Source organism: Burkholderiales bacterium, from assembly GCA_036262035.1.
Classification (GTDB): Bacteria; Pseudomonadota; Gammaproteobacteria; order Burkholderiales; family SG8-41; genus JAQGMV01.
Genome location: DATAJS010000003.1, coordinates 79,176 through 104,807 on the forward strand (window position 1 = coordinate 79,176; position 25,632 = coordinate 104,807).

Genomic DNA, 25,632 nt, shown 5'->3' on the forward strand with positions numbered 1-25,632 from the left:
CCGCTCCTTGACGACCCCGAAAGGTTGTATCGTTTCACAAAACGACCGATTCGATAAAGCACGCCGTTCCACAAGGAGGGGATCATGGTGACTCGACGCGATTTTCTCGCGGGCTCGGTCGCCGCGGCAGCGCTCTCGCGCGTGCCGTCGGCTTTCGCAAAACCTTCGCAGCCTTCGACGGCGGTAAACTTCGACGTGCCTTCGAACGCTTGCGATTGCCACACGCACATCCACATGCCGCAGTTCCCGTGGTACGAGGGCCGCGTCTACACGCCCGACATGGCGATGCCCGACGAGATGTCGGCGCTGCACAAGGCGTTGCGCATACAGCGGGTGGTGATCGTCACGCCCAGCGTGTACGGCACCGACAATCGTCCGACGCTGGTCGGCATGCAGGCGCGCGGGCGCGATGCGCGAGGCGTTGCGGTCATCGACGACAAGACGTCCGACGCCGAGCTCGACGCCATGGGCAAGCAGGGCGTGTGCGGAATCCGTTTGAACCTCGCCACCGGCGGGACGAACGATCCGGGCGTGGCGGCGAAGCGCTTCCAGAATGCCGCCGAGCGCATGAAGGCGCGCAAGTGGCACGTGCAGCTCAACACCAGCCTGGCGATGATCTCCGCGCTCCGGCAGCAGCTTGCGGCGTCACCCGTCACGATTGTCGTCGATCACTTCGGCAATGCGCGCGAGACCGAAGGTCCTCAGCAGGCCGGCTTCGACGCGCTGGTCGACCTGGTGCGCTCGGGTGTCGCGTACGTGAAGATCTCGGTCAACGGCGGCCCGCGCAGCGACTACTCGGGATTCGCGCCGCTCGCCCGCGCGCTGATCGCCGCGAACCCGGACCGCATCGTGTGGGGCACCAACTGGCCGCATCCCAACTCGGCGACGCCGCCCGGGCGCAAACCCACCGACGTCACCCCGGTACACCAGGTCGACGACGGGCTGGTGCTCAATCAGCTCGCGGTGTGGGTGCCCGACTCGGCGGTGCGGCGCAAGATCCTCGTCGACAACCCCGCGCGCCTCTACGGTTTCTGAGACGCTGGGATGAGACGCGACTTTCCTGGTCTCTCATTTCTGCGGAATTCGCCACCAGTCTTTGGGATTCCCGGGAACCTTGACGAGATAGCGCTTGTCGGCGCGTTGTCGGTAGTTGATTAAGTAGAACAGGTCGCTAGTCAGATAATACGAGTGTTTGATTAGGCCGGTATCCATTCCGGAGGCGTCGATGGTGTCGATCCAGTCGGCGAGGAAGGGGCCATTCAAGAGATCGCCCACGCGTACTTTACCTTTGCGCAGCGACCGTGAGGCCTGTAGAGCGCGATCGTCGCTGGATGCATACATCGTCACCCCCGCTCCCGCCGCAGAGAGTCGCGGCGCAATGACCTCCGTGAATACGGCACGGTCTATGTCCGGGGCAATGAGGACGAGCTCCTTAATGCGCTTCTTCATGTCCGGCCGCTTTTGAACGACCTGTATGAATGCATTCGTCAATGCCTGATTGCCCATGCTGTGCGCGACCAGGAAAACATCGCTTGGTCCTGTTTTCGTGAGGATGTCGTCGAGAAAAGCGGCGAGGCGCTGCCCTGAGACCTGAATCGTGGCTTCATCGGCGGCGTAGGCGCGAGGATCGGCACTTTCGAGGGTGGGCCAGCTGTAAAAAACGGGCACACCTTGAAATTCGAGATCGAAGGCGAGTTGGCCTGCGCGTCGTGCTGCGTCTGCAAAAGTGTTATTGAAGCCGTGCACGAACAGCAGCAGTTGGCTCCGCCTAGACTTAGTGACTCGTGCTTCGAGCGTGTCGAGAAAATCGTTTTGCGATTTTGGCTGCACATCTATCACGACGACATGTCGCTCTCGGTTCTCCCGAAACTCGAATTTCCAAAACGATGGCCTTTCCAGCTTTCCCCGCTCATGTATATTCGGAATGCTTACGTAACTGATTCCATAGCTGAAGCTTCCTTCTTTGGGAGCGAAGTAATTGTTAGGCTCAGAGGATTTGGTTCGTTCCCGATCGGTGCCGTAAAAAACTTCTACAACGGTCGAATTGTTGGTCCGCGTGCCGCCGCCTCCTCCTCCACCACCACCACCACCGCCGCCGCCGCCGCCACCACCACCACCATTGACCTTAATAGAGGCCGATGCGACCACCTTGCCCCATTTCGCGACATCGCTCCTGAATTGCGCCTGCAAGGCCGGCGCATCCGCATCGAATACATCGAGGCCCTGCCGCGACAGGACTTCAGCAACGCGCGGGCTTTTCATGACCGCTCGAACGTCTTGTGATACACGTGAAATCACCTCTTTAGGTGTGCGTGCTGGCGCAAAGAGCGCCTGCCACTGCGGGCATTCGTATTCGCGCACACTGCTGCTGATCGGCGGAACCGACGGCAGTGCAGCTACCCGTTGCGGCGAAGTTACGCCGAGTGCCCGTACTTTCCCGGACTCGATGAGCGGAAGCGCCGACGTCAACGGGGCGAGGCTGATGCTCGTTTCGCCCGCGATTACTGAAGTCACTGCGAGACTGGTTCCCTTGTATGGAATATGGGTAAGAGGAGCTCCGGTCAGTTGGGCAAATAGCGCAGAACACAGATGTGCCGAACTTCCCGAACCGGACGATGAGTACATCAACTTGCCGGGATTCGCTTTGGCATATGTGACGAGCTCGGCTACCGATTTCACTGGCAGCGACGGGTGAGCCATCAAAACCAGCGGTGATGAAGCTAATCCCGCTACCGGCGCGAAATCTCGCGTCGCATCGAACGGCAACTTGTTGTATAGCGCTGGTGTGGTGGCGAATGTATTCGACGCGACGAAGAACGTATAGCCATCAGGGGCGGCGCGTGCGGCGATCTCGGCTGCGATGGTTCCTCCGGGCCGGTTATCGATGACGACCTGCTGCCCCCATTTTTGGGTGAGTTCCTGACCGACGATGCGGGCAACCAGATCGGTAGATCCGCCGGGCGGCGCAGGGACGATCAATCTCACCGGTTTCTGCGGATAGGCCTGGGACACCTGCGCACTCGTACTGCACGGCACGCCCGCGACACCTGCTGCGATACATCCGACCAGCCACTGTCCGCGCAACATCCTCGCCTCCGCTCTATGCTGATTGTGGATACGGCCGATGCAGCCCGCTCGCACTCTTAGGGTGCTGTCAAGAATGGTGAACGCTCTCTACCGGTGTCAATCCGCCGGATTGTGGGTTGCGGAAGAGGATTCACTCCGCCTTGATGCCCGCCGCCTTGATGATCGGCCACCACTTCGCGATCTCGGCCTTGTGGTGCGCCGCGAGCGCGGCTGCGCTCTGCTGCTCGCGCGGAAAGATCTCCTGACCGAGGTCGGAGAGCCGCGTGCGCACCTCGCGATCGGCGAGCGCCGAGACGACGGCCGCGTTGAGCTTCATCACCGCGTCCTTCGGCGTGCCCCTCGGCACCCACAGCGCGTGCCAGCGCGAGAAATAGAACTTCGGCAGACCGGCTTCGTCGACCGTGGGGATGTCGGGCGCGGCGGCGAGACGTTCCTTCGCGGTCACCGCGAACGCCTTGATCTTGCCGGCGCGCACCTGAGGCAGCGAGCTGGTCGGGTCGTCGATGATCATGTCGACCTCGCCGCCGAGCAGCGCCTGCATCGCCGGCGCGGCGCCGCGATACGGCACGAACTGGAAGCGCGTGCCGGTCGCCTGCTGGAAGAAGATGCCGCCGACGTGCTGCGGGCTGCCCGCGCCGGCAGTGCCTTCGAGCGCCTTGTCGGGATTCGCCTTGAGCCACGCGATGAACGACTTCAGATCGGTCGCCGGCACCGCGTTCTTGGCGACGACGAGATACGAGTTCGTCGAAATCAGCGAGACCGGCTCGAAGTCCTTCAACACGTCGTACGGCAGCGTATACACCGCGCCGTTCACGACGTGCGTGCTCCAGTGGCCGATGCTGAGCGTGTAACCGTCGGGCGCCGCGCGCGCGACCTTGCCGACGCCGACGTTGCCGTTCGCGCCGGTGACGTTCTCGACGAGCACCTGTTGCCCGAGGAACGCGCGCATCGGCTGGCTCAGCAGGCGCGCGATGACGTCGGTCGGACCGCCCGCGGCGAACGGCACGACGATCGTGATCGCGCGGGAGGGATAGACCTGCGCCGCGGCGGAGCTTGCGAACGCGACGCAGGCGAAGACGGCGATGCGATACCGCATATCACCTCCCGTGCGACTTGAAATTCGGCGCCGGATGTACGATCGTTGCGGCATGAACCCGCTACGTATCGTCATCGCCGCGGCGGCTCTGTCCGCCGCTTGTTCCGCATGGAGCCAGACCCCGGCGTATCCCGTCAAGCTCGTGCGCATCGTCAACCCCGTCGCGCCCGGCGGCAACCAGGAGACCACCGCGCGCGCGATCGCCGAGCAGCTCACGCGTCTGCTCGGCCAGCAATTCATCGTCGAGAGCCGTCCCGGCTCGGCCGCGGTGATCGGCACGCGCTACGTGAAAGGCTCTCCGCCCGACGGCTACACGCTGCTCGCGATCTCGAACACCTTCGCGCGCGTGCCCGCGCTGCAAGCGGACGCGGGCTACGATCCCCTGAAAGACTTCGTCGCGATCTCGCAGACGAGCGACGTGCCGCTGGTGCTCGTCGTCAATACCGCGCTGCCGGTGAAGAACGTGCGCGAGCTCATCGCGCTCGCGAAGAAGCGGCCGGGGGAGATCACCAGCGCCTCGTCGGGCGTGGGATCGACCGGCCACGTCGCGGCCGAGATGTTCAGCAAACAGGCCGGGATCCGCATGCTGCACGTGCAGTACAAGGGCGCGGCGCCGGCGATCGTCGATCTCGTCGGCGGCCACGTGATGCTGCGCTTCGATCAGGTGACCACGTCGATCGCGCACATCCACTCCGGCCGCTTGCGCGCGCTCGGCGTCACCAGCGCCAAGCGCTCGCCGGTGCTGCCCGAGGTGCCGACGATCGCCGAATCGGGCCTGCCCGGCTTCGTCGACTCGACCTTCAACGGCCTGATGGCGCCCGCGGGCACACCGCGACCCGTCGTCGAGCGCTTGCACGACGCCGTCGCCAGGGCCGTCGCGGTACCCGAGCTGCGCTCGCGCTTCGGCGAGATGGCGATCGAGCTCACCGCGAGCCCGTCGAGCGAGCAGTTCGCGGCGTTCCTCAGGAAGCAGGTCGAGGATTTTGCGGTGCTGGCGAAACAGGTGGGGATGAAAGACAAGTGACGGTTGAAACAGTGACGGGTAAACCGGTGACGGGGGGCACGGAGCGACCGCCTTTCGTCACCGCATCATCCGTCACTGCACTATCCGTCACCGCCTTATCCGTCACGCTTCACGTCACTTCAGGTTCCGATCCCACAGATCGAACATCATCGTCCACGCCTGCTCCGATTGCGCCGCGGCGTAGGCCGCGCGCTCGGGGAACTGGAAGCCGTGCTGCGTGCCCGGCAGCACCTTGAGGCGATGCTTCACGCCGGCGCGCTCGAGCCCTGTCTGCAGCGTCGGGATAACGTTGTCGGGCACCGACGGATCGGTCTCGGCGAAGAGGTAGAGCATCTCGCCCTTGATCTCTCCGAGCAGCAGGTGCGGCGAGTCGGGCTGGTCGGTGACGATCTTCACGCCGTAGAGCGACGCGGTCGCTGAAAAGCGATGCGCGTAGCGCGCCGCGATCGTCGTCACGAACTGGCCGCTCATGCAGTAGCCGACACAGCCCACCGCGCCCGGGGTCACGGCGTCCTGTGCGTCGAGATGCGCGAGGAAACCCGCGGTGTCGTCCACGAGCATCGCGTTGGTGAGGCTGGTCCACGCCGCCTTGATGACGTTCGACATCGGGTCGTCGCGCCGCGCGGTATCGAAGCGCAGCGTGCCATAGCGGTAGTACATGTCGGGCAGCAGGCAGTAATAGCCGTGGCGTGCGATGCGCCGAGCCATGTTCTTGAGCTCTTCGCGGTAACCCGGCGCGTCCATGTAGAGGATGATGCCGGGGAAAGGGCCCGCGCCGTCGGGGCGCGCCGTGAAGGACAGGCAGCTTCCGTGCTTGGTGGTGACGTCGATCTCACGTTCGATGAGTGCCATGCGTGTCTCCTATTCCGGTTTGATTCCTGCGTTTTTTATGACGCGGTTCCAGCGCTCGTAGTCGCGCTTGATCAACGCGTCGAATTCCTCGGGCGTCGACGAAGCCGCGGTCGAGCCCATCTTGGCGAAACGTTCCTTGAGGTCGGGCGTCGCGACCGCGCGAACGACTTCGGCGTTGAGCCGCATCACGACAGGCTTCGGCGTGCCGGCCGGGGCGAGCAGGCCATACCACACCGACACGTCGTAGCCTTTGATGCCGCTTTCCGCGACGGTCGGCAGATCGGGCAGGAACGACGAGCGCGCTGCGGTCGTCACTGCGAGGGCGCGCAGCTTGCCGCTCTTGAGCTGAGGCACCACGGTGAGCATCTCGGAGAAGAGCACGTTCACCTCGCCCGCGATCAGCCCCGCGAGCGCCGGCGCGGCGCCTTTATAAGGCACGTGCGCCATCTTCACGCCCGCCATGCTTTTGAAGAGCTCACCCGCGAGATGCGCCGGCGTGCCGTTGCCCGCCGACGAGAAGTTCGCCTTGCCCGGATGCGCATTGAGCCATGCGACGAATTCCTTCACCGACGCCGCGGGCACCGAGGGGTGCACGACCAGCACGTACGGATTGGTGTTGACCAGCGATATCGCGGCGTAGTCCTTGAAGATGTCGTAGCCGACCGACGGATAGAGGCTGGGCGCGATGGCGTGCGGACCGTTCGCGGTCATGAGGAGCGTGTAGCCGTCCGGCGCGGCGCTCGCGGCGAGCGCGTTGCCGATCTGTCCGCCTGCGCCCGGACGGTTGTCGACGACGATCGGTTGCCCGAGCGATTCGGTAAGCTTGCCGCCGAGCGTGCGCGTCGCGATGTCGGTGCCGCCGCCGGGCGCGAAGCCGACGATGACACGGATCGGTTTGGTCGGATACGTGGATTGTGCGGCGGATGCGGGTGCGCACACCAGCGCCGGCAGCAGCGCTGCCAGCGTGCGCCACGGGATGGCTTCGTCGCTGACGCTCCTCGCGATGACGGCGTTTCGTCTCATGATCTCCCCCTGGCGCGAGCTTACACGGTTATCCTTGCGCCGTTGACGACTCGGAGGAGGTCGCGATGAAGCTCGCGTTCGGCGTTGCACTGCTGGCGTTCGCATCGGCTGTCCATGCACAAGGCTATCCGTCTCGCCCGATCCGTCTCGTGGTGCCGTTCACGCCCGGCGGCGGCACCGACATCATCGCGCGCGCCATCGGCTCGCATCTCGCCAACGCGCTCGGCCAGAACGTGATCGTCGACAACCGTCCGGGCGGCAACACGGTCATCGGCTCCGAGATCGTCGCGCGCGCGAGGCCCGACGGGCACACGCTGATCATGCAGATCAACAATCTCACCGCGCTGCCGGCGATGGTCAAAGGCTCGCCCTCGATCGAGCAGTTCTCGCCGATCAGCCTGGTCGCAGCGCTGCCTCACGTGATGGTCGTGAACAAAACGGTGTCGGCGAACAGCATCAAGGAGCTCGTCGCGCTCGCGAAGTCGCAGCCGGGCAAGCTCGGCTATGCGACGCCGGGATCGGGCACGCCGGTGCATCTCGCCGCCGCGTGGTTCGCATCGCTCGCCGGGCTCGATCTCCTGCACGTGCCGTACAAAGGCGCGGCCGAATACACCGCGGCGGTGCTCGGCAATCACGTGCAGATCGTGTTCGGCTCGGCGCCGCTCGCGGTGCCTCACGTGAAGAGCGGCGCGCTGAAAGCGCTCGGCGTGACGACGGCCAAAAGAATTCCGCAACTGCCGCAGGTGCCCACGATCGCGGAGAGCGGCTATCCGGGTTATGACATCGTGAGCTGGTACGGTCTGCTCGCACCCGCGAAGACGCCGAACGACGTCGTCGGCCGGATCGCGAAGGAAGTCGCCACGGCGGTGCACGCCAAAGGCTTCGCCGAGGCGCTGCCCGACTACGAGCTGATCGGCAACACGCCCGCCGAGTTCGCGGCGTTCCTGCGCAAGGACGCGGCGATCTCGACGAAGATCATCAGCGCCTCCGGCGCCAAGGCGAACTAGTTGGAGAAGATGACCGGGAGCTGCGCGCGGGTGAGGATGTGGCGCGTGGCGCCGCCGAAGATGAGCTGCCGCAGGCGGCTCTGGGTATAAGCGCCTTTGACCAGCAGGTCGGCGCCGGCCTTGGTGCATTCGGCGAGGATCACTTCGCCGGGCGTGCGGCCAGCCGGGTTGACCACGCGTGCGGTCGCAGGGACGCCGGCGCGCTGGAGGTAGGACGCGAGCTCCTTCGCGTTCGGCTCGGGCGTTCCCCAGCCTTCGACCGACAGCACCGTCACGCTGCGCGCGCGCTGCAGGCACGGCATCGAGAACGCGATGGTGCGCGCGACCTCGGGGCTCGAGTTCCACGCGATCACGACGTTGTCGCCGATGGTCGGCCCGATCGATTCCGGCGTGAGGAGCACCGGCCGGCCGCTGTCGAAGAGGGCCGATTCGACGATCACGCGCCAGTTGAGCCAGCCGCGGCCGAAGTCGCGCCCGACGACGATCAGGTCGAAGAGGCGTCCGTGGGCGCCGACGACCTGTTCTTCCGAACCTTCGATCTCGCGCCAGCCCGCCGCCGCGCGGTCGGACCCCCCGAGGTTCTCGACCGGCAGGCCCTGCTGGGCCGCGCACGATTCGAAGTGCGCGCGCGCACGGTCCGCGACGCGCCTGCACTCTTCCTGGAATTCCGCGAAATGGGTGTCGGCGAGCATGTCGCCGTCGCCGCCCTCGAGAATTTGCGGTCGGCGCAGCACGAACAGCCCTTCGATGTAGCCGTTGGTGCGCCTGACGAACCTCGCCGCGGCATCGAAAGCGTGCTGCGCCACCGGATCGTCATAGAAGGGTAACAGTATCGTTTTCATGTCGGCTCCTCTGCCGCGTTGCCCTTCGTCGCGGCCGTTATGTCACTATCTTGCTGGAGTTCGCGGCAACCTACAACACCAAAGCAGAGGAGGAGACCGATGCAGCGTCTGTTTGCTTACATCGCTTGCGCGTTCGCGGGGTTTTTCGCGGCGGTTGCGGGCGCGCAGGGCTACCCGACCAAACCCATACGCCTCGTGGTCCCGTTCACACCGGGCGGCGGGGTCGATTTCAACGCGCGGCTCGTCGCGCAGAAGCTCACCGAATACCTCGGCCAGCAGGTGATCGTCGAGAGCCGGCCGGGCGCCGGCACCAACATCGGCAACGAGTTCGTCGCCAAGTCGGCGCCGGACGGCTACACGCTGCTCATCAACAGCGGCGCGCCGGCGATCAACATGGCGCTCTACAAGAACCTCGGCTACGACACCCTGCGCGATTTCGCGATGGTGTCGCTCTTCTCCGAGAGCCCGAACGTGCTGGTGGTGCATCCCTCGCTGCCGGTGAAGACCGCGAAGCAGCTCGTGGCGTTGGCGAAATCGCGGCCGGGCGTCATGAACTACTCGTCCTCGGGCAGCGGCACGACGCAGCACCTCTCCGCCGAGCTCTTCAACCTGCGCACCGGCGTCAAGACCGTGCACGTGCCGTTCCGCGGCACCGCGCCGTCGCTGACCGCACTGATCTCCGGCGAGGTCGAGCTCACGTTCGCCAACATCCCGGCCATCGCCGGTTTCGTGAAAGCGGGACGGCTGCGACCCCTCGCGACGACGGGATTGAAGCGTGCCGCGCAGATGCCGCAGGTGCCGACGCTGAAGGAAGAGGGCATCGACGTCGAAGTGACCGTGCGCTACGGCGTGTTCGCGCCGATCGCGACGCCGAAAGAGATCGTGAACACGCTCGCCGGCGCCATCGCCAAAGCGGCGCGCTCGCCCGATACGCGCCAGCGGCTGCTCGACCAGGGCGCCGAGCCGGTCGGGAGCACGCCCGAGGAGTTCACGAAGATCATGAAGGACGAGATCGTGCGTTGGGCCGAGGTGGTGCGGGTGTCCGGGGCCAGGGCCGACTGATCGTAGATCGTCATTCCCGATCCCTTCTGCTGCCGCGGGTCGGGAATGACGTCGATGGGCCCGTGGCTTGCACCCGGCGCGATTTATATAATCCCGCAACGAATCCAGCAGGCTGCACATGCCCAAGGTCCGCAAAGGCCAGGCGCCGGGCAAGCTCTCGCGCGCCGAATTCAAGAAGCGCTTCGATCACGACTACGTCGATTCCACGTTCGATTCCGAGCGCGAGGCGCTCGACCGCATCGAAGCGATCGCATGGCATAACTATCAGCAAAGCCGCAAGGCGCCCCACACGCGCAAGGCCGGTCCCGGTTACGCCGATCCCGATTACGACCTGTCGGTCGAGTGGATCGAGGCGAAAGAGCGCATCGACGCCGCGCGCAAACGCCAGGAAGATCCCGCGACACCGTCGCGTGTGCTCGTCATCTGCGGCGCCGCGCGCAACGACGGCACGTGTCCCGGTGAGATGTCGAAGAGCTTCCGCCTGTCGCAGGTCGCGATCGAGATCCTGAAAGACGCGGGCATCGAGGCCGATCTGCTCGACCTCTCGCTGCTCACCTCCGAATACGGCCGGCGCATCTTTCCATGCAAGGCGTGCGTGTCGACCGCGATGCCGCTGTGCCACTGGCCGTGCAGCTGTTATCCGAACCATTCGCTGGGCCAGACCGACGACTGGATGAACGAGATCTACGAGCGCTGGACCGCGGCGCACGGCATCCTCATCATTACGCCGGTGTACTGGTACCAGACGCCCGGCACGCTGAAGCTCATGATCGATCGCCTGGTGTGCGCAGACGGCGGCAATCCCGATCCCACGAGCACGCACGGCAAGGATGCCGGGAAAGCAAAGGAGATCGAGCTTGCGGGCTGGCCGTATCCGAAGCACCTCGACGGGCGCACTTACGGCGTGGTCGTGCACGGCGACGTCGCGGGCACCGAGGCCACCCGGCGCGCGCTGTGCGACTGGCTCGACTGGATGGGCCTGATCGACGCCGGCCCCAAATCGCGGCTCGATCGTATGATCTGCTACTACGGCACGTACGCCGAGAGCCACGACGATATGGACAAGGAGCCCGAGTTCATCGAAGAAGTGCGCAACGCAGCGCGCTCGGTCGCGGAGGCGGTGGGCGAGCTTCGCGCGGGGCGGCTGTCCCGTCCGGGCAAAGGCCTCGAGAACCCGCGTCCGAAATGACGATCGCGCGCCGGCGGCCCGATGCGGTCGAGATCGCGGCCTACCTCCTGATGGCCGCGGCGCTGGTGATGGTGCTCAGGCTGCACCTGCTGACCGCGCTGCTCGCGGGGCTGCTCGTGTTCGAGCTGGTGCATATCCTGGCGCCGTTCATCGAGCGCAGGATCTACCGGCGCGGCCACCGCATGCTCGCGGTCGCGTTCCTCGCGACGATCGTCACCGGCGTGATCATCGCGGCGATCATCGGCATCGTCGCGTTCGCGCGCAGCGAAGGCAGCGTGTCGGGATTGCTCGACAGGATGGCGGAGATTCTCGACAAGGCGCGCAGCACGCTGCCGGACTGGATGGTCGCGCGCCTTCCCGACGACGTCGAAGACATCCGCACCACGGTCAGCGACTGGCTGCGCGAGCACGCCGGCGAGCTGCGCGTGGCGGGGGCGGAGACCGTGCGCACGATCGTGCACATCCTCATCGGCATGATCATCGGCTCGATGGTCGCGCTGCGCGAGGCGGTCGACGGCACTTCGCAAAAGCCCCTCGCGCGGGCGCTGTCCGAGCGCGCGCTGCGGCTGGGCGACGCTTTCCGCCGCGTCGTGTTCGCCCAGGTGAGGATCTCGGCGATCAACACGGTCTTCACCGCGATCTATCTGGCCATCGTGCTGCCGCTGGTGGGCGTGCACCTGCCCTTCGTGAAGACGATGATCGCGATCACGTTCATCGCGGGGCTGCTGCCGGTGATCGGCAACCTGATCTCGAACACCGTGATCGTCATCATCAGCCTCGCGTACTCGCCGGTGATGGCGCTGGCGTCGCTCGCTTTCCTGATCATCATCCACAAGCTCGAGTATTTCCTGAATGCCCGGATCATCGGCAGCCAGATCCAGTCGCGGGCGTGGGAGCTCCTGATCGCGATGCTGGCGATGGAGGCGGCCTTCGGATTACCGGGGGTGGCGGCGGCGCCGATCTACTACGCTTATATCAAGTGCGAGCTCTCCGACCGGGGGTTGGTCTGAGGCGCTAAAAGCTTCAACACGGAGGGCACGGAGGAAGGCACGGAGGGCACGGAGGATTACCTCGGGCGCGTATGCCCGACTACCTCGCTTCGCCCGGCATCGCGACCGCCTTGTTTTCCTCCGTGCCCTCCGTGAACCTCCGTGTCCTCCGTGTTAATGCTTTTTGTTTTTAAAGCCTCAGCGCTGTCGCCAATGCCCGACAGGTCCCTGTTTTTTCGAAATATTTTCTGAAACCGCGTCAACCGGGCCCAATTCCCCGGCGTTATCGCTTGCACGTGCGTCCGAACCATGTCGGGCTGGACGCCGTAAAAACCCAACATTACGTGGAGTGACCAAAGTGCAAAGCAAATTCCTCGCATCCCTCGTTGCAGCCGCTGTCCTCGGTTTCGGTTCGGTCGCGGTCAGCGCGGCTGACACGAAAGCGGACGCGAAAGCCGATGTGAAGGCCGAAACCAAGGCCCCGAAAGCCGAAGCGAAAGCCGACGTGAAGGCCGACGCGAAAGTGGCGAAAGAGTCGGCGAAGAAAGCCGAAGCGTCCGCGGACAAGGCCGACAAGTCGGCGAAGAAAGCGGAAGCACACGAGAAGAAGGCCGAGAAAGTCGCTCAGGGCGACGCCCACAAGTCGACCAAAGGCAAGGAAGCCTCGGAAGCCAAGTCGGCCAACAAGTCGGACAAGGCCGCCAAGAAAGCCGAAGCGAAAGCCGACGCGAAGACCGAAACCACGACCAAGTAATTCGGGTTCATGGTTCAGAAAGGCAGCCCTCGGGCTGCCTTTTTCGTTTCCGAGGGCAGGGCGCGACCCTGCCCTTCGTTTTTGTGTCGAAACGTAAAACCGCCTCACCTTCGGGCCGCGCGTGCGTTAGGCTGTCTGACCGCCGCGATTCGTAGCCGCCGGCCGCCTGGACGAAGAGCCATGACCAGAATACGCAGCATCCTCCTCGCCGTCGCCGCCGCCGCTGCCGCGCTCGCCGCGTGCCAGTCGACTTCGCCGCCCTCCGGTTCCGGCGCTGCGCCTGCGACCGCCGCACGCAGCGAAAACCCCGAGAAACAGCTCCTCGTCCTGAACCGCGTCACGTGGGGGGCGACCACCTCGTCCGCCCGCGAGATCGCGGCGGCGGGCACCGAGCGCTGGCTCGAGCAGCAGTTGAAGCCGGCGCCGCGGCCGGCGCTGCCCCCGGCGGTGCAGGCGCAGATCGACGCCATGACGATCTCGCAGCAGCCTTTCGCGGAGCTCGCGATGGCGGTCGAGCAGCAGCGCCGCGCGATGGTCGCGATACGCGATCCGGCCGAGCAGAAGCTCGCGCGCCAGGCCTACCAGCGCGAGCTCACGCGCCTCGGCCGCGAAGCGGCGCACCGCTCGATGCTGCGCGCGCTGTATTCGCCCAACCAGCTCCAGGAGCAGATGACGTGGTTCTGGATGAACCACTTCAACGTCTTCCAGGGCAAGGCCAACATCCGCGCGTACGTCGGCGATTACGAAGAGCGCGTCCGCGCGCACGCGCTCGGACGCTTCCGCGAGCTGCTCGCGGTGACCTCGCACCATCCGGCGATGCTGCGCTATCTCGACAACGCCAACAACGCCGCCAACCGCATCAACGAGAACTACGCGCGCGAGCTGATGGAACTGCACACGCTCGGCGTCGACGCCGGCTATACCCAGCGCGACGTACAGGAGCTCACGCGCATCCTCACCGGGTTCGGCATCAACCTCAGCGGCAACACGCCGCGCGTGCGCCCCGAGCATCAGGGCGACTACGCGAAAAACGGCGTGTTCGAGTTCAACCCCAACCGCCACGACTACGGCGACAAGCTCTTCCTCGGCCAGACCGTGAGAGGCCGCGGGCCGGGCGAGCTCGACGAAGCGCTCGACCGCCTCGCGCGCCATCCGGCGACGGCGAAGTTCGTGAGCCGCAAGCTCGCGGTGTTCTTCGTCTCGGACAATCCGCCGCCGGCGCTGGTCGAGCGCATGGCCGAAGCGTTCAGGAAGAGCGACGGCGACGTCGCCGCGGTGCTGCGCGCGATGTTCCGCTCGGACGAGTTCATCGCTTCGCTCGGCCGCAAGTTCAAGGACCCGGTGCACTACGTGTACTCGGCGGTGCGCTACGCCTACGACGGCAAGACGATCCTGAACGCGCAGCCGATGATGGGCTGGCTGTTCCGCATGGGACAGGGGCTGTACCTGCACCAGACGCCGGACGGCTACGCGCTCACGCAGGACGCGTGGGCGAGCCCGGGGCAGATGACGACACGCTTCGAGATCGCGCGCACCATAGGCTCGGGCGCGGCCGGGCTCTTCCGCAGCGAAGCGGCGCCCGCCGCCGACGTGCCGGCGTTCCCGCAGCTTTCGAACGCGCTCTATCACGCATCGATCCAGAAGACATTGCATCCGCAGACCCTGTCGGCGCTCGACAAGGCGACGACCCCGCAGGAGTGGAACGCGTTCCTTCTCTCGTCTCCCGAGTTCATGCTGAGGTGACACCGTGAACCGACGTGATTTCCTGAAGCTCTCAGCGGCGGCGCCGCTCGCCGCGTCTTCGTTCTCGCTCCATGCGGCCCCTGCGGGCAACCCGCGGCTGCTCGTCGTCTTCATGCGCGGCGCGTACGACGCGGCGAACCTGCTCGTGCCTCACGGCAGCAGCTTCTATTACGAGGCGAGGCCGAACATCGCGATACCGCGCCCCGGCGCGGCGGCCAATTCGGCGCTCGCGCTCGATGCGACGTGGGCGCTGCACCCGTCGCTGCGCGCTTCGCTGCTGCCGCTGTACGAAAAAGGCCAGCTCGCGTTCGTGCCGTTCGCGGGCACCGACAATCTCTCGCGCAGCCACTTCGAGACCCAGGACTCGATCGAGCTCGGCCAGGGGCAGGACCGCGCTCGCAGCTACCAGTCGGGTTTCATGAACCGCCTCGCTTCGGTGCTCGCCAAGCGCGGCCAGCCGATCGCGTTCACCGGACAGGTGCCGGTCGCTTTCCGCGGCGACGTGCAGGTGCCGAACGTGGCGCTGCGCCAGCTCGCCAGGCCGTCGGTCGACGCGCGGCAGAGCGCGGTGATCGCCGAGATGTACCGCAACACCGCGCTCGCCGGCCCGGTGATGGAAGGCTTCAGCACGCGCGACGGCGTCATCCAGACCCTCGCCGAGGACATGGACGCGGCGAGCCGCAACGCGCTCACCGCGCGCGGCTTCGAGCTCGAGGCGCGCCGCATCGCGCGTCTCATGCGCGACCGCTACAACCTCGCCTTCGTCGACATCGGCGGCTGGGACACGCACGTGGGGCAGGGCGGCGCCGAGGGTTATCTCGCCAACCGGCTCGAAGAGCTCGGGCGCGGCGTCGCGGCATATGCCGACGAGATGGGCGGCGCGTGGAACGACACGGTCGTCGTCGTCATCAGCGAGTTCGGCCGCACCTTCCGCGAGAACGGCAACCGCGGCACCGACCATGGCCACGGCAGCGCTTACTGGGTGCTCGGCGGCGGCGTGCGCGGCGGCCGCATCGCGGGCGAGCAGGTCGCGCTCACGCCCGCGACGTTGAACCAGTCGCGTGACTACCCGGTCCTCAACGAGTATCGGGCGCTGTTCGCGGGGTTGTTCGGACGGATGTACGGGCTGGATGCCGCGCAGACCGAGCGCGTGTTTGCGGGCGTGAAGCCGAAAGATTTCGGGCTTGTTTGAGGATCGTCATTCCCGACCGCGCGCCCTGGCCGGTAGCCCCGGAACGGCATCCGGGGGCGAAGTGATCGGGAATCCATTTTTGATTTACGTCGTTAAAGATGGATTCCCGCCTGCGCGGGAATGACGGTCGGCCGTTTTCATCCCAGCGCGCGACGTACCCACTCCGCCGCCAGCAGGACCCGCCCGTCATCGTCGTACCGCCCGACGATCTGCACCCCGAGCGGCAATCCGCTCTCGCCTCGTCCGTACGGCACCGTCACGCACGGCGCGCCGAGCAGCGTCCAGTTGCGGTTGAAGAGCGAGCTGCCGGTGCTGTCCAGGCCCCTGGGCGCCTCGCCGGGCGCGCTCGGCGTGAGCAGCACGTCGACGTCCGCGAAGGCATCGGCATACACCGCGCGGCACTCGCGCGCGTGGCGCATCGCGTCGTCGTAGCGCTGGCGCGGCATGTCCCAATGCTCCTGGAGCTTGCCGCGCAGGTGGTCGCTCAGGCGCTCGCCGTGCCGGAAGCGCTCGTGCGCGAGGCCGCGCGCGGCCTCGAAGTTCATGATGAGCACCTGCTCTTCGTACAGGCGGTCGAAATCGGCGGGCAGGGTGAAGTCGCGCACGCGGGCCCCTGCCTTCGACAGCGCGGCCGCGGCCTGCTCCAGCGCGGCCTGGGTCGCCGGCGACGCATCGCCCCAGCGCGAGGTCCTGAACAGGCCGATGCGCGGCGCTTCCGCGCGTTTCGCGGCGAAGTCGGGCAGCGTGCGCCCGGAGCAGACGTTGACCAGCAGCGCGCAGTCTTCCACCGTGCGCCCCATGACGCCGATCGTGTCGAGCGATTCGGCGAGCGATTTGAGACCCGAGCGGTTGATCGTGCCGAAGCTCGGCTTGTAGCCGACGACGCCGCAGTACGCGGCAGGGCGGATGTTCGAGCCGCCGGTCTGCGTCCCGAAAGCGAGCGGCGCCATGAAGTCCGCGACCGCGGCGCCCGAGCCGCTCGACGAGCCGCCGGGCGTGTGCTCGACGTTGTGCGGATTGCGCGTCGGACCGACGGTGCGGGTCGCGAATTCGGTCGTCACGGTCTTGCCGATGACGACGCCGCCCGCGTGCCGCGCCAGCGCGGCGCACGCCGCGTCGATGCGCGGACGGTAATCGGTGTAGATCGGCGAGTTGTATTGCGTGGGCATGTCGAACGTGTCGATCACGTCCTTGAACGCGACGGGCACGCCGGCGAGCGCGCCGCGATGCCCGGCCTTGTCGATCGCTCGCGCCTGGACCAGCGCGGCTTCGGCATCGAACCAGGCGAATGCCCGGATGAGCGGCTCGCGCTCCCTGATGCGCTCGATGCACGCCCTCACGAGCGCTTCGGACGTGATCGCGCCGGCGGCGATCTGGCGCGCCGCTTCGGCTGCGCCGAGATGATTGAGATTCTTCATGTGAGCCTGGATTCAGTGGTGGTTGCGAGGAGGGCGCCGGGATTGTCGCCCGCGCGTTGTTAAAATTGCAAACGAAGCGCCGCGCCCAGCGGCAGTCGAGCGGCGTTTCGTCCGTCCAACAATCATGAGGTGCAGGTGTCTCAGCAGAACGCAGGGTTCGACCCGGCGCGCAACGCGCGCGGGGCGGTGTGGGGTGTCGTAATCGCGTCCTTTACGTTATCGGCGCTGCCGGCGGCGGCGCAGTCCGGCGTGGAGAGCTATCCGGACCGTCCGATCCGGCTGATCGATCCGTATCCGCCGGGCGGCGGCTCCGGCGTGGTGGCCCGCCTGATCGGCGACAAGCTCGTCGCGGCATGGGGCAGGCAGGTGATTGTCGACAGCCGACCCGGCGCCGCCGCGGCGATCGGAACGGAGCTCGCCGCGCGCGCGACGCCCGACGGCTACACGCTCGTGATGGGCACGAGCGGCTCGATCGCGATGAACCCCGGGATGTATCCCAAGCTCGCGTACGATCCGGTCAAGGATCTCGCCCCGATCACTCAGACCAGCTCGCAGCCCATGATCGTGGTGCTGCATCCGAGCGTCGCCATCAACTCGGTCAAGGAGCTCGTCGCGTACGCGAAAGCTCAGCCCAACAAGCTCAACTTCTCCTCGTCGAGCACGGGCGGGTCCGGGCATCTCGCCGGCGAGCTCTTCAAGGCGATGACGAAGACCGAAATGATCCACATCCCGTACAAAGGCAGCGGTCCGGCCACGCTCGCGGCCATTTCGGGTGAGGTGCAGCTCACGTTCAACAACATCCTCGCGGCGCTGCCTCACGTGCAGGGCGGCAAGCTCAAGGCGATCGCCATCACGAGCCGCGAGCGCTCGAAGTCGCTGCCCAAGGTTCCCACGGTGGCGGAGGCCGGCGTGCCGGGCTACGAAGCGACGTCGTGGAACGGCATGTTCGCCCCGGCGAGGACGCCGACGGCGATCGTGAACAAGCTCAATGCCGAAGTGGTGAGGATCCTGAAGACGCCGGAAGTGCGCGATCGTTTCATCGCGATGGGGGCCGATCCGGTCGCCAGCACGCCCGAGCAGTTCGGCGCGTACGTGAAGAGCGAGATCGCGCGCTGGGGCAAGGTGATCCGGGACAACAACATCCAGGCGGACTGAAGCCTCGCCGTCGTCCCGGCGGCAGGCCGGGACGACGGCGTCGATCGCCGGGTTACGCCGTCGGTTTCACCACGTAGCCGTAGCGGCGGTTCGTGCGGTGGGGGCCTTCGGCGAGATACGTCGCGCGCGCCATCGCGATCTCATCGGTCGCGAGCTCGGCGCGCTGCTGCGGCGTGTACTTGTAGAGCCGCGCCGACCGCTTCGCGCGCGCGCACGAAATTCTCCAGCCGCGTGTCGTCGCGCAGGAGCTCGCTGCCGAGCGCCTTGATGCGGGCTTCGACTTTTTCTGATTTTCGGTCTGCGGGTCGGGCAGGAACTCGTCGCTCGAGACGAACTGCGTGGGAATGGGCGACGGGAAGGACTGGGTCTCGGCGGGGACGAGCTGTTCCAGGTCTTCCGGATCGAGCAGCGACAGGGTGACCCTCCTTATTGTGATTGTTGCCGGTCGATTGTCGAGGCGGGGCACGACGCGGTCAATGTTGCGTGCGCGCTTCGCAGACCGTAACGTAGTCTCACACTCAAGGAGAGGATCATGGCGGACCATCCCACGCTCGCGCTCGCGCGCTTCGCGTCGACGCTGGCGCTCGAGAGCATCCCGCAAGCGACGCGCGAGTACACCAAGGACCTGCTGCTCGACACCCTGGCGTGCATGCTCGCCGGCCATCAGGGTGAAGAGACGGGGCAGGTGGCGGCGTTCGCCGGCGCGCTCGGCCAGTCGCAGGAAAGCAGCATCGTCGGCGGCGGGCGGAGCACCCTGGCGGGCGCGACGCTGCTCAACGCCTTCCTGGTCACCGCGGTCACGATGTGCGACATCCATCGCCCGACGCTGACGCACGTCACGCCCGAGGTGATGCCGCCTGCGCTGCTGATCGCCGAGCGCGACGGGAAGAGCGGAGCGGACCTGCTGCTCGCCCTCGCGATCGGCTGCGAGGTCACCACGCGCATCGGCGTCTCTCTCGATTTTCCCGAGTTCCGCCGCCGCGGCTGGCACGGCCCCGGCGTGATCGGGCCGTTCGGCGCCGCCGCCGCGGTGGGCCGCCTGATCGGGCTCGACGTCGAAAAGATGGCCAAGGCGCTCGGTCTCGCGGGCAGCCAGGCAGCGGGAACGTTCGCCGCGTGGGGCACGCCGACGGTCAAGTTCCACCAGTGCCGCGGGGCATTGTCCGGCCTCATGGCCGCGCTGCTCGCCGAGCAGGGTTTCCTCGCGACGCAGGAATTCCTCACCGCGAAAGACGGCGGCCTCTACAACACCTATACGAACGGCGGGAAACCCGATCTCGCGACCGAAGGTCTCGGCAAACGCTGGGAGCTCGAGCAGATCGCGCTGCGCGCGTGGCCCGCGGCGTCGACGATCGGCGGGATGGTCACCGCGATGTTCGATCTGGTCGAGCAGTACGAGCTCAAGCCCGAACGCGTCCGCCGCATCAAGGTGGCGATGAGCGAGACCGCGAACAGGATGCACGGCATCTTCCCGCGCTACCAGGGCAAGTTCGACGCGCTGCTCTCCACGCATTACTGCGCCAGCGCCATCCTGCACGATCGCGCGCTCACGCTCGCCCAGTTCGAGCCCGCGCGCTACAACGATCCGAAGCTCAAATCGTTCGCCGCAGACAACGTGGAGGTCGTCGGCGATCCGGCGCTGAAGGAAGTACAGGCGGTGATCGAGGCCGAGCTCACCGACGGCCGCACCGTCAGCGTGCGCTGCGACACCCCGCGCGGCGCGCCGGAGAACAGGCTCACGCGCTCTCAGGTCGAGGCGAAGTTCCGCACCTATGCGCAAGGGCGCATTGCGGATGCGCGCATCGAGGACGTGATCGCTACCGTCGCGAAGCTGGAACAGCTCGGCGACGTTCGGAAGCTCATGGAGATGCTCAGGGTGAAGTAGCTTCACGCGACAAAGAGGAGGTGTAACGATGCGCTGCACTCTCTGGTCTCTCGCAGTTGTCGCCATCGCCGCAGCGCTGCCTACCTACGCGCAGCGCGCGGCCTCCGATTATCCCAACCGCCCGGTGCGCATCATCGTCCCGCAGACCGCGGGCGGCGGCGTCGACGTCGTCGCGCGGCTGGTCGCGCAGAAGCTCACCGAGACGTGGGGCCAGCAGGTCATCGTCGACAACCGCCCCGGCGCCAACGGCATCATCGGCATCGAGGCGGTCGCGAAGTCCAGGCCCGACGGCTACACCATCGCGGCGGCGTTCACCTCGGTGCTGACGATCAACCACCACGTCTACAAGTCGCTGCCGTACGACCCTTTCCGCGACTTCGCGCCGATCACGCAGAACGTGACGAACACGATCGTGCTCGCGGTCCATCCGACGCTGCCGGTGCGCAGCGTGAAAGAGCTGGTCGCGCTCGGCCGCGCGCAGCCGGGCGATCTCGTCTACGGCTCGTTCGGCGTGGGCAACATGACGCATCTCGCGGGCGAGCTGATGCGGCTGGAGACGAAGCTCAAGATGAACCACGTGCCGTACAAGGGCGAATCGCCGGCCGTCACCGCGCTGCTCGGCGGGCAGGTGATGCTGATCTGGGCGACCTCCGCGGGCATCGCGGGACACATCCGCGACGGCAGGCTGCGGCTGCTCGCCACCGGCGGCGAAAAGCGCACCAACGCCTGGCCTGCGACGCCGACGATGATCGAGCTCGGCTATCCCAACGTTCGCGTCACCGGCTGGGGCGCGTACCTCGCGCCTGCGGGCACGCCGCAGGACGTCATCGACAAGTTCCATCGCGACGCCTCGCGCCATCTCCTCGCGCCCGACATGCGCGAGAAGCTCAGCGCCGCCGGCGCCGAGCCGGTGGGCAGCTCCCCGACCGAGCTCGCGGCGTTCATGAAAGCCGAGTCCGACAAGTGGCTGCGGGTCACGCAGCAGGCCGGGATTTACCAGAGCCAATAAGGTCAAAGGCGTTCAACCGCAAAGGACGCAAAGGACGCAAAGGAAAAACCAAACCTGTCATTGCGAGGAGCGGCAGCGACGAAGCAATCCCGGAACGTCCGCATCGTGCGCCACGGGATCGCCACGCGCCTTCGGCGCTCGCGATGACGTCATAAGGGTTTCCTTTGCGTCCTTTGCCTCCTTGGCGGTTCATTGCTGTACTCCTGGGGCAGCTGCTGCATTTGAGTAAAATGCGACGGAAACATCCCGAGGAGTCCCCTTGAAGTCCAGCATCACCCGCGCGCTCGCAATGAGCGCGGTGGCAACCTTTGCTTTCGCCGCGCATGCCGCGCAGTCCACGTATCCCACCCGCGCGGTGCGCATGATCATTCCGTATCCGCCCGGCGGCGCGGGCGACATCGTCGGGCGCCTGCTCACCGCGAAGCTCACCGAAGCGCTCGGCCAGCAGGTCGTCGTCGACAATCGCGGCGGCGGCGGGCAGGTCATCGCGACGCAGCTCGCGGCCACCGCGCCCGCCGACGGTCACACGCTGTTCCTCTCGAGCGCGACGCATTCGGTGAACCCGGCGCTGCGCAAGAACCTGCCGTACGACACGCTGAAGGATTTCGCGCCGATCACGCTCGTCGCGCAGTCGCCGCTGGTGTTCATCGCGCACCCGTCGGTGGGCGTCTCGAGCATCAAGGATCTGATCGCCGCGGCGAAGGCGAAGCCCGGCCGCATCAACTACGCGTCGTCCGGCCCGGGCACCGGCGGACACATGTCGGTCGAGCTCCTGAAGTCGATGGCGGGCGTCGACCTCGTGCACATTCCGTACAAAGGCGCGGGTCCCGCGCTCGTCGACCTCATCGCGGGACAGGTCCAGGTCATGTGCACCAGCCCGCTGCCTTCGATGCCGCACGTGAAGAGCGGCAAGCTGCGCGCGCTCGCGATGACCTCGCTCAAGCGCGCGAGCTTCGCGCCCGACATCCCGACGGTCTCCGAGACGATTCCCGGTTACCAGACGACGTTGTGGTACGCGTTGTTCGCGCCCGCGGGCACGCCGCAGCCCATCCTCAAGCGCGTCTACGACGACACCCTGAAGGTCCTGCGCACGAAGGAGTTCACGCAGCAGCTCGAGTCGCAGGGCGCGGAACCGGTCGGCAACACGCCGCAGGAGCTGCAGAAGTTCGTGCAGACCGAGATCGCGCAGTGGACGCGTCTGGTGAAGCAGGCGAAGATCACCGCGGACTAGTTGAGCTGAACGTTAGAACCCATAGCAACCTTCTGGTGAGCGACGGGCCCGCTCTCGAGCGGGCGGCCGTCGCGAACGTTACTTTCGCAATCGCTGACCCGGCCACTAGCGTGAGCTAGCCGCGCTTGCGACTCTTCTCCATCGCGGACTTCCGCCGCCTCTGGCTGATCGGATTCACGTTCTCGGTCGTGCGCTGGCTGGAGACGCTGGCGCTCGCGCTCTACGCGTACCAGCTCACCGCCTCCGCATTCGTCGTGGCGATGCTCACGATGCTGCGCCTGCTGCCGATGGGACTCTTCGGCGCGTTCTTCGGCGCGGCGTCCGAGCGCTTCGATCGCCGGCGCGTGCTGATCCTCGTGGTTGCGGTGCAGACGACGGTGTCGCTGACGCTCGCCGTGCTCGCGAGCTTCGACGCGATCGCGATCTGGCACTTAGCAAGCGCGAGCTTCATCAACGGCACCGGCTGGGCGACCGATCACCCGGTGCGCCGCATGATGATCGGCGATTCGGTCGGCGCCGAGCGCGTCGGCACGGCGCTGTCGCTCGATACCGCGAGCAACAACGGCACGCGGGTGCTGGGCCCGGTGCTCTCGGGCGTGCTGCTCGCCCATTTCGGCATCGTCAGCGTCTTCTGCTTCAGCATCGCGCTCTACGTGCCGAGCCTCTTCGCGGCGATCCATATCGGCATGCGCCGCGAGGGCTCGCACGCGAGGGCGCTGTCGTTCTTTTCGAGCATCCGCGAAGGGCTCGCCTGGGCGCGCAACGATCGCGGCCTGATGGGCGTGTTCCTCATCACGATCATCTACAACATCTTCGGCTGGCCCGCGACCAGCATGGTGCCGGTGATCGGCACCGACGCGCTGCGCCTCGGGCCCGAAGGCGTGGGGCTGCTGGCCGCGTGTGACGGCGTGGGCGGTCTCGTCGGCGCGCTCCTCGTAGCCGGACGCGCGCGGCCCGCCTATTACGGGCGGCTTTACGTGGGCGCGGTGGCGATGTATCTCGTCATGGTGGTGCTGTTCGCGGCGTCGCCCGTGGCGCCGGCGGCGGGGCTCGCGCTCCTGCTCGGGGGAACGAGCGGTGCGGCATTCGCGGTGATGCAGGCGACGCTGGTCTATCGCTCGGCGCCCGTGCACATGCGCGCGCGCCTGCTCGGCGTGATTTCGGTGTGCATCGGCACCGGACCGATCGGATTCCTGTATCTGGGCTGGCTCGCCGAAATCCTGACGCCGGCGATTGCGACGATGGCGCTCGCCGCGCAGGGCCTGGTCGTGATGGCTGCGACGCGCCGATACTGGCGTCCGACGTTACGGCTGTGACGGCTGTGCTATTTTCGGCCTCTCCTGGAAAACCGGGGTCAGACCCCCAAAAAGCCGGGGTCTGACCCCGATCTCTCGAGGTACACATGACTGCAACGCTCACCCTGTTCGACCCGACCGCACCGCGCCGCGAAGCCGCGGACGCGCCGGGCACCGCGAGGACGCTCGCCGGCCTCGCCGGCAAGGTCGTCGGCTTCATCGACAACGCCAAGCCCAACTTCGGCCTGCTGGCCGACGATCTCGGCGAATTGCTCAAGACCAAGTACGGCGTCGCGAGCGTCATCAAGCGCAGGAAGCCTTCGGCGTCCGTCCCCGCGAAGCCGGAGGTGATCGAAGAGCTCGCGAAAGAGTGCGACGTCGTCATCACCGGCTCGGGCGACTGAGGCTCCTGCACGTCGTGGAGTATCCACGACAGTGTGGAAGTCGCGAAACGCGGCAAGACTGCGGTGACGGTGTGCTCCACCGCATTCCTCACTCTCGGCAAGGCGCAGGCGCGCGCGCTCGGTGACGCCAACCTGCCGATCGCGGTGATCCCGCATCCGTTCGGCCTGCGCACGCGCGACGAAGTGCGCGACATCGCGAGCCAGTGCGTCGACGAGCTCGCCGAGCTGGTCACCGGAGGTCCGAAATGAACGCCATCGGTGAAGCCGCGGCGACCTTCGAAGCCGCCGACGACCTCGACGCGATCAACCGCCTGTATCGGGAGAAGCAGTGGAGCGACGGGTTGCCGATCGTTCCGCCCACCAAGGAGCGCGTCGAGCGCATGCTCGCGACGACCCGGCGCGGACCGCACGAGATCGTCGCCAGCGTCGCCCCCGGCTACGGCGCGGCGACCGTCGAGCGCATCGCGATCAACTGCGTGATGGCGGGCTGCGATCCCGCGTATCTGCCGGTGCTGATCGCGGCGACCGAAGCGGTCGCCGATCCCGCGTTCAACCTGCAGGGCATACAGGCGACGACCAACCCGGTCGCGGTATGGGTGATCGTCAACGGACCCCTCGGCAAGTCGCTCGACGTCAACGCGCGCTTCAACTGCCTGGGGCAGGGCGCATGGGCGAACGCGACCATCGGCCGCGCGATGCGCCTCATCCTCCAGAACATCGGCGGCGCGCTGCCCGGCGAGATGGATCGCGCGACGCAGGGCCAGCCGGCCAAGTACACCTTCTGCTGCGCCGAGAACGAGGACGTGAGCCCGTGGGAGCCTCTGCACGTCGAGCGCGGATTCCGGCGCGAGCAGAGCACGGTCACGGTGGTCGGCGCCGAAGGCACGATGAACATGAACACGCACTCGAAGGAAGCGTACGAGCTCGCACGCGTGTTCGCCGACACGATGATCCACCCGCCGAGCAACGAATACGTGCACGGCGGCGAGCCGTGGCTGGTGATCGGCCCCGAGCACGCCGAGATCTTCAAGCGCGGCGGCATGAGCAAGGCGGATCTGAAGCGCGAGCTGTGGGAGAAGTCCAAGATGCCGGTCTCGGCGCTCGCGAAGAAGGAGATCGAGCGCGCGCGCGACTCGCGCAGCGAAATGCTCGGCGAGCTCACGCCGGACACGCTGCTGACGATCTCGCCGACGCCGGAAGAGGTTCAGCTCATCGTCGCCGGCGGGGCGGGCACGCACTCGGTGTACGTGCCGTGCTTCGGGAATAGCCGGGGGGTGACGAGGGAGATCGTTTGAGATCGTCATTCCCGACCGCGCGATAGCGCGAAGTGATCGGGGATCCATTTTCAAAGTCAAAATGGATCCCCGCCTGCGCG

24 protein-coding genes are annotated in these 25,632 nt (G+C 66.5%); 17 read left to right on the forward strand and 7 right to left on the reverse strand.

Features of this window, described 5'->3' with window-relative positions:
* Positions 1-84: 84 nt before the first annotated feature.
* Positions 85-1,035, forward strand: a complete 951-nt coding sequence (locus tag VHP37_01620) for an amidohydrolase family protein (protein HEX2825019.1) — start codon at positions 85-87, stop codon at positions 1,033-1,035.
* A 33-nt stretch (positions 1,036-1,068) separates the two neighbouring features.
* Here the strand turns inward: VHP37_01620 and VHP37_01625 are convergent, their stop codons facing one another.
* Both VHP37_01625 and VHP37_01630 read right to left on the reverse strand, forming a co-directional pair.
* Positions 1,069-3,012 carry a tripartite tricarboxylate transporter substrate-binding protein gene (locus tag VHP37_01625; GenBank protein ID HEX2825020.1) on the reverse strand — a complete coding sequence of 648 codons (1,944 nt, stop codon included), beginning with the start codon at positions 3,010-3,012 and terminating at the stop codon, positions 1,069-1,071.
* Positions 3,013-3,217: 205 nt separating this feature from the next.
* The gene (locus VHP37_01630; protein HEX2825021.1) at positions 3,218-4,183 is read right to left on the reverse strand and encodes a tripartite tricarboxylate transporter substrate-binding protein; all 966 of its coding nucleotides are present in this window, start codon (positions 4,181-4,183) and stop codon (positions 3,218-3,220) included.
* 52 nt (positions 4,184-4,235) lie between these two features.
* Between VHP37_01630 and VHP37_01635 the strand changes: the two genes are divergently transcribed.
* Entirely contained in the window at positions 4,236-5,207 is a 972-nt protein-coding gene (locus VHP37_01635; protein ID HEX2825022.1) for a tripartite tricarboxylate transporter substrate binding protein, read from the forward strand.
* Between the two features lie 114 nt (positions 5,208-5,321).
* Here VHP37_01635 and VHP37_01640 read toward each other — a convergent pair whose 3' ends face one another.
* Positions 5,322-6,059, reverse strand: coding sequence for a dienelactone hydrolase family protein (locus VHP37_01640; protein HEX2825023.1), 738 nt, complete (start codon positions 6,057-6,059; stop codon positions 5,322-5,324).
* Positions 6,060-6,068: 9 nt separating this feature from the next.
* On the reverse strand, positions 6,069-7,082 hold the full coding sequence (locus tag VHP37_01645) for a tripartite tricarboxylate transporter substrate binding protein (protein HEX2825024.1): 1,014 nt from the start codon (positions 7,080-7,082) through the stop codon (positions 6,069-6,071).
* 65 nt (positions 7,083-7,147) lie between these two features.
* Between VHP37_01645 and VHP37_01650 the strand changes: the two genes are divergently transcribed.
* Positions 7,148-8,089 (forward strand): tripartite tricarboxylate transporter substrate binding protein, encoded by a 942-nt coding sequence (locus VHP37_01650; GenBank protein HEX2825025.1) that lies wholly within the window; start codon positions 7,148-7,150, stop codon positions 8,087-8,089.
* Here VHP37_01650 and VHP37_01655 read toward each other — a convergent pair.
* Positions 8,086-8,931 carry a universal stress protein gene (locus VHP37_01655; GenBank protein ID HEX2825026.1) on the reverse strand — a complete coding sequence of 282 codons (846 nt, stop codon included), beginning with the start codon at positions 8,929-8,931 and terminating at the stop codon, positions 8,086-8,088. The genes VHP37_01650 and VHP37_01655 overlap by 4 nt on opposite strands.
* A 99-nt stretch (positions 8,932-9,030) precedes the next feature.
* Between VHP37_01655 and VHP37_01660 the strand changes: the two genes are divergently transcribed.
* The 6 genes from VHP37_01660 (at position 9,031) to VHP37_01685 (ending at position 15,860) form a co-directional block, all read left to right on the forward strand.
* Positions 9,031-9,993: a tripartite tricarboxylate transporter substrate binding protein gene (locus VHP37_01660; protein ID HEX2825027.1), complete on the forward strand. Its 963-nt coding sequence runs from the start codon at positions 9,031-9,033 to the stop codon at positions 9,991-9,993.
* 118 nt (positions 9,994-10,111) lie between these two features.
* Complete coding sequence (locus tag VHP37_01665) at positions 10,112-11,182, forward strand: flavodoxin family protein (protein HEX2825028.1); 1,071 nt, start codon at positions 10,112-10,114, stop codon at positions 11,180-11,182.
* Complete coding sequence (locus VHP37_01670) at positions 11,179-12,192, forward strand: AI-2E family transporter (GenBank protein ID HEX2825029.1); 1,014 nt, start codon at positions 11,179-11,181, stop codon at positions 12,190-12,192. The genes VHP37_01665 and VHP37_01670 overlap by 4 nt, the downstream gene beginning before the upstream one ends.
* Before the next feature lie 337 nt (positions 12,193-12,529).
* Complete coding sequence (locus tag VHP37_01675; GenBank protein HEX2825030.1) at positions 12,530-12,925, forward strand: hypothetical protein; 396 nt, start codon at positions 12,530-12,532, stop codon at positions 12,923-12,925.
* A gap of 180 nt (positions 12,926-13,105) precedes the next feature.
* Entirely contained in the window at positions 13,106-14,668 is a 1,563-nt protein-coding gene (locus VHP37_01680) for a DUF1800 domain-containing protein (GenBank protein ID HEX2825031.1), read from the forward strand.
* A 4-nt stretch (positions 14,669-14,672) separates the two neighbouring features.
* Positions 14,673-15,860 carry a DUF1501 domain-containing protein gene (locus VHP37_01685; GenBank protein HEX2825032.1) on the forward strand — a complete coding sequence of 396 codons (1,188 nt, stop codon included), beginning with the start codon at positions 14,673-14,675 and terminating at the stop codon, positions 15,858-15,860.
* A gap of 137 nt (positions 15,861-15,997) precedes the next feature.
* On the opposite strand, the gene VHP37_01690 is transcribed toward VHP37_01685, so the two are convergent.
* Entirely contained in the window at positions 15,998-17,278 is a 1,281-nt protein-coding gene (locus tag VHP37_01690; protein ID HEX2825033.1) for an amidase, read from the reverse strand.
* Between the two features lie 135 nt (positions 17,279-17,413).
* Here VHP37_01690 and VHP37_01695 point away from each other — a divergent pair, with 135 nt between their 5' ends.
* Entirely contained in the window at positions 17,414-18,433 is a 1,020-nt protein-coding gene (locus tag VHP37_01695; GenBank protein HEX2825034.1) for a tripartite tricarboxylate transporter substrate binding protein, read from the forward strand.
* 52 nt (positions 18,434-18,485) lie between these two features.
* Here VHP37_01695 and VHP37_01700 read toward each other — a convergent pair whose 3' ends face one another.
* Complete coding sequence (locus VHP37_01700; protein HEX2825035.1) at positions 18,486-18,899, reverse strand: hypothetical protein; 414 nt, start codon at positions 18,897-18,899, stop codon at positions 18,486-18,488.
* A gap of 66 nt (positions 18,900-18,965) precedes the next feature.
* Here VHP37_01700 and VHP37_01705 point away from each other — a divergent pair, with 66 nt between their 5' ends.
* From VHP37_01705 to VHP37_01735, 7 genes are all read left to right on the forward strand, one after another.
* Positions 18,966-20,318 carry an MmgE/PrpD family protein gene (locus VHP37_01705; protein ID HEX2825036.1) on the forward strand — a complete coding sequence of 451 codons (1,353 nt, stop codon included), beginning with the start codon at positions 18,966-18,968 and terminating at the stop codon, positions 20,316-20,318.
* A 28-nt stretch (positions 20,319-20,346) separates the two neighbouring features.
* Entirely contained in the window at positions 20,347-21,327 is a 981-nt protein-coding gene (locus VHP37_01710; protein HEX2825037.1) for a tripartite tricarboxylate transporter substrate binding protein, read from the forward strand.
* A gap of 259 nt (positions 21,328-21,586) precedes the next feature.
* The gene (locus tag VHP37_01715; protein HEX2825038.1) at positions 21,587-22,558 is read left to right on the forward strand and encodes a tripartite tricarboxylate transporter substrate binding protein; all 972 of its coding nucleotides are present in this window, start codon (positions 21,587-21,589) and stop codon (positions 22,556-22,558) included.
* A 125-nt stretch (positions 22,559-22,683) separates the two neighbouring features.
* A complete protein-coding gene (locus VHP37_01720) occupies positions 22,684-23,874 on the forward strand; it encodes an MFS transporter (GenBank protein HEX2825039.1) in 1,191 nt (396 codons plus the stop codon).
* Positions 23,875-23,960: 86 nt separating this feature from the next.
* Positions 23,961-24,257, forward strand: coding sequence for a hypothetical protein (locus VHP37_01725; GenBank protein ID HEX2825040.1), 297 nt, complete (start codon positions 23,961-23,963; stop codon positions 24,255-24,257).
* Between the two features lie 33 nt (positions 24,258-24,290).
* Positions 24,291-24,506, forward strand: a complete 216-nt coding sequence (locus VHP37_01730; GenBank protein ID HEX2825041.1) for a hypothetical protein — start codon at positions 24,291-24,293, stop codon at positions 24,504-24,506.
* The gene (locus tag VHP37_01735) at positions 24,503-25,552 is read left to right on the forward strand and encodes a hypothetical protein (protein ID HEX2825042.1); all 1,050 of its coding nucleotides are present in this window, start codon (positions 24,503-24,505) and stop codon (positions 25,550-25,552) included. Before VHP37_01730 ends, VHP37_01735 begins: the two co-directional genes overlap by 4 nt.
* Positions 25,553-25,632 lie beyond the last annotated feature (80 nt).